We start from the raw sequence: 3,950 nt of genomic DNA, 5'->3' as shown, positions 1-3,950 counted from the left end.
GGTTACACCGAGCCGCGGCGGGCTGGTGCGCGTCGCTGACGATGGATTGTTTTAGGAGACGGGCGGCCCATGAACGCGATCGGCGCAACTCTGCTGCGGGCGGGACGACGGTTCGTCTCGTCGCTGCCGGCGCTGTTCGGCGTCCTGGTCTTCACCTTCCTGTTGATGCGCGTGCTGCCGGGAGACCCCGCCGTGTTCTTCGCCTCCGGCCCCAATGCCGGCAAGGAGGAGATCGAGGTCATCCGCCGGCAGCTCGGGCTCGACAAGCCGCTGCCGAACCAGCTCGCGATCTATCTCTATGATGTCGGCCGCGGCAATCTCGGCCGCTCGATGATGACCGGGCAGGCGGTGTCGAAGGATCTCAAGGAGCGACTGCCGGCCTCGCTCGAGCTGACCCTGACGGCGCTGCTGATCGCGCTGGTCTCGGCGGTACCGCTCGGCGTCATCGCGGCGCTCCGGCCGGGCTCGCTGGTCGATCATGGCGTGCGGCTGTTCTGCTCGCTCGGTGTCTGCGTGCCGACTTTCGTCTCCGGCCTGCTGCTGATCTACGTGTTCTATTATCTGCTCGGCTTCGCGCCGGATCCGACCGGACGCATCGACATCTTCACCACGCTGCCGCCGTCGCGCACCGGGTTCCTGATCATCGACTTCCTGCTCGCCGGCGATCTCGAGGGCTGGTCGGCGGCGGCGCGGCAGCTGATGCTGCCGGCCTTCACCATGGCGCTGTTCGTGATCGCGCCGCTGGCGCGCATCACCCGGGCCTCGATGCTGGTCTCGCTCGGCAGCGACTTCGTGCGTACCGCGCGCTCGGTCGGGCTGTCGTGGTGGCGCATCGTCGTCACCTATGCGCTCCGCAACGCGATCCTGCCGGTCATCACCATCGCCGGCATCGTGTTCTCGACCATGCTCGGGGCGAATGTGCTGGTGGAAAAAGTGTTCTCCTGGCCGGGTGTGGCCTCCTACGCGCTCGATGCGCTGCTGGTCTCGGACTACGCGCCGGTGCAGGGCTTCGTGCTGCTGATGGCGACCATCTTCGTGATCGTCAATCTCGTCGTCGATCTGCTCTACGGCATCGCCGATCCCCGGGCCACGGTGGCCTGAGCATGACCACGATCGAGACATCCTCCACGCTGCGCCACACCGCCTTCGTGCTGCGGGGCAATCCGGTCACGGCCATCGCGGCCGGCGGCGCGCTGCTGCTGGCGCTGATGGCGATCCTGGCGCCGTGGCTCGCGCCCTATGATCCCATCGCCTCCGACGTGCCGGCGGCGCTGCAGCCGCCGAGCGCGGCGCATTGGTTCGGCACCGACCAGCTCGGCCGCGACGTGCTCAGCCGCCTGATCGTGGCGAGCCGGCTCGACCTCACCATTGCCGTGACCGCGGTCGCGGTGTCCTTCGCGATCGGCTCGGTGATCGGCGCGCTGTGCGGCTATGCCGGCGGCCGGCTCGACAAGGCGGTCGGCCGCTTCGTCGACGTGCTGATGGCGTTCCCGCTGTTCGTGCTGGCGATGGCGATGGTCGCGGCCCTCGGCAACCGCGTCGAGAACATCGTGATCGCGACCGCGATCATCAACCTGCCGTTCTACATCCGCTTCGCCCGCGCGGAGGTCAACATCCGCCGCAATCTCGGCTGGGTCGAGGCGGCGCGCGCCTGCGGCGAGAGCCACGTCGCGGTGGTGCTGCGCTTCCTGCTGCCCAACGTGCTGCCGGCGATGGCGGTGCAGATGTCGCTCAATCTCGGCTGGGCCATCCTGAATGCGGCGGGCCTCTCCTTCATCGGTCTCGGCGTCAAGCCGCCGACGCCGGAATGGGGCATCATGGTCGCCGAAGGCGCGCGCTTCATCTCCACGGGGCGCTGGTGGCTGGTGGCGTTTCCGGGCTTGGCATTGATGAGCGCGGTGCTGTGCTTCAACCTGCTTGGAGACGGGCTGCGTGATATTCTCGATCCAAGGATGCGCACGTGACCGCGGATCCAATCATGACCAGTGTGGCGCATCCGGGGATGCGCACGTGACGGCGTCGGCAAAGACCTCGCCATTGCTCGAGGTCGAGAACCTCAAGGTCACCTTCTCCACGCGCCGTGGCCTGGTCGAGGCCGTGCGCGGCGTGTCGCTGTCGCTGGCACCGGGCGAGATGCTCGGGCTGGTCGGCGAGAGCGGCTCCGGCAAATCGGTGACCGGCTTTGCCATCACCCATCTGCTCGACAAGGCCGGCCGCATCACCGATGGCCGGATCCGCTTCAAGGGCCAGGACATCACCCGCGCCGGCGGCGCCGATCTGCGCAGCCTGCACGGCGCGGCGATGTCGATGATCTTCCAGAACCCGCGCGCCGCGCTCAATCCGATCCGCACTGTCGGCCAGCAGATTGCGGATGCGATCCTCGCGCATCGAAGACTGGCGCGGCAGGAGGCGCAGGCCGAGGCGCTGCAACTCTTGAAGGCGGTGCAGATCCGCGATCCCGAGCGGCGCATGGCCGCCTATCCGCACGAGCTGTCCGGCGGCATGTGCCAGCGCGTGATGATCGCGATCGCGATCTCCTGCAGCCCGCAATTGCTGATCGCGGACGAGCCGACCACCGGCCTCGACGTCACCACCCAGAAGGTGGTGATGGATCTGCTCGCCGGGATCGCGGCCGAGCGCGGCATGGCGACGATCCTGATCACGCATGATCTCGGCCTCGCCGCGCGCTATTGCGCCCGCGTCGTGGTGATGGAGCAGGGCCGGCTGGTCGAGGAGGCGGCGCCGCTGACCCTGTTCCACCGGCCGCAGCATCCCTACACCAAGCGGCTGGTCGCGGCCTCGCCGACGGCGACCTCGCGCATCGAGGATCTCGTGCCGGACGGCGAGACGATCCCGCTGGTCGAGGTCACCACGCTGCCGCCGCTACCGCACGGCACGCCGCCGCTGCTCGACGTCAAGAACATCGTCAAGCGCTTCGACGACGGTACCGTCGGCGTGGCCGATTTCTCGATGACGATGCGCGGCGGCGAGAGCGTCGGGCTGGTCGGCGAGAGCGGCTCGGGCAAGAGCACGACCTCGCGCATGATCTGCCGGCTGATCGACGCCAGCGCGGGCGAGATCCTGTTCGACGGCCAGTCGATCGGACAGATTGCGGCGCGCGACTTCCATGCCAGTCCGCTGCGCAAGGATATCCAGATCGTCTTCCAGGATCCGAACGACAGCCTCAATCCGCGCTACACCGCGTTCGACTGCATCGCCCATCCGCTGCTGCGTCTGATGAACATGCGCAGCGGCGACAGGCTGCGCCAGCGCGTCGAGGAATGCGCCGAGCGCGTCGGCCTGCCGCGCGAGCTGCTGCAGCGCTTCCCGCACCAGCTCTCCGGCGGCCAGAAGGCGCGCGTGGGTATTGCCCGCGCGATCGCCTGCAAGCCGCGGCTGCTGGTGCTGGACGAGCCGACCGCGGCGCTCGACGTTTCCGTGCAGGCCGTGGTGCTGCAGCTCCTCAACAAGCTCAGACGGGAGGACAATCTCGCCTTCCTGTTCGTCAGCCACGATCTCAACGTCGTGCGCATGATGTGCGACCGCACCATCGTGCTGCGCACCGGCCTGATCGTCGAGCAGGGCGAGAGCCGCGCGCTGTTCGCCAACCCGCAGACCGACTACACGCGCGAACTGGTCGACGCCGTCCCCCACCTCGCGCCGATGGCGCTTCAAGCCTGCAGCGCGTGACCAGGGCCCGGTGCGGCCGGCGCGCCGGTCTCGGAGGCCAATGCTCTCCAGGAACACGTCTCTGACAAACTCCTGCTGCGCCGACCTCGAACCTCGACCCTCATGGTGAGGAGCGCCGCGCCGATCAGGACACTGCGAGGCAGGATCATCATACGCGGCGCGTCTCGAACCATGAGGCCCGGCTCTTGCCCACCCATAACAATCGATTATGGACGCCGGACAACTTGGTATTGGGGCCGGGCGCGGCCGAACTGTTAGTT

At 68.0% G+C, this 3,950-nt stretch carries 3 protein-coding genes; all 3 read left to right on the top strand.

The window, feature by feature from the left end; genetic code table 11:
* The first annotated feature begins 69 nt into the window (after positions 1-69).
* The 3 genes from BRAS3809_RS19445 to nikE are packed head-to-tail and all read left to right on the top strand — an operon-like array spanning position 70 to position 3,690.
* Positions 70-1,101 (top strand): ABC transporter permease, encoded by a 1,032-nt coding sequence (locus BRAS3809_RS19445; protein WP_008963775.1) that lies wholly within the window; start codon positions 70-72, stop codon positions 1,099-1,101.
* A gap of 2 nt (positions 1,102-1,103) precedes the next feature.
* Positions 1,104-1,964 (top strand): ABC transporter permease, encoded by an 861-nt coding sequence (locus BRAS3809_RS19440; RefSeq protein WP_008963774.1) that lies wholly within the window; start codon positions 1,104-1,106, stop codon positions 1,962-1,964.
* Positions 1,965-2,010: 46 nt separating this feature from the next.
* Positions 2,011-3,690: a nickel ABC transporter ATP-binding protein NikE gene (gene nikE / locus BRAS3809_RS19435; RefSeq protein WP_240535715.1), complete on the top strand. Its 1,680-nt coding sequence runs from the start codon at positions 2,011-2,013 to the stop codon at positions 3,688-3,690.
* Positions 3,691-3,950 lie beyond the last annotated feature (260 nt).

It is taken from the genome of Bradyrhizobium sp. STM 3809, from assembly GCF_000239795.1.
Classification (GTDB): domain Bacteria; phylum Pseudomonadota; class Alphaproteobacteria; order Rhizobiales; family Xanthobacteraceae; genus Bradyrhizobium.
The sequence above is the reverse complement of the archived record's forward strand: the minus strand, read 5'-3'. Positions and strand labels throughout refer to the sequence as shown.

What these genes read in the sequence shown, in the direction of transcription:
- BRAS3809_RS19445 (WP_008963775.1), top strand. Translation starts at nt 70, where the DNA reads ATGAACGCGATCGGCGCAACTCTGCTGCGGGCGGGACGACGGTTCGTC.
- BRAS3809_RS19440 (WP_008963774.1), top strand. Translation starts at nt 1,104, where the DNA reads ATGACCACGATCGAGACATCCTCCACGCTGCGCCACACCGCCTTCGTG.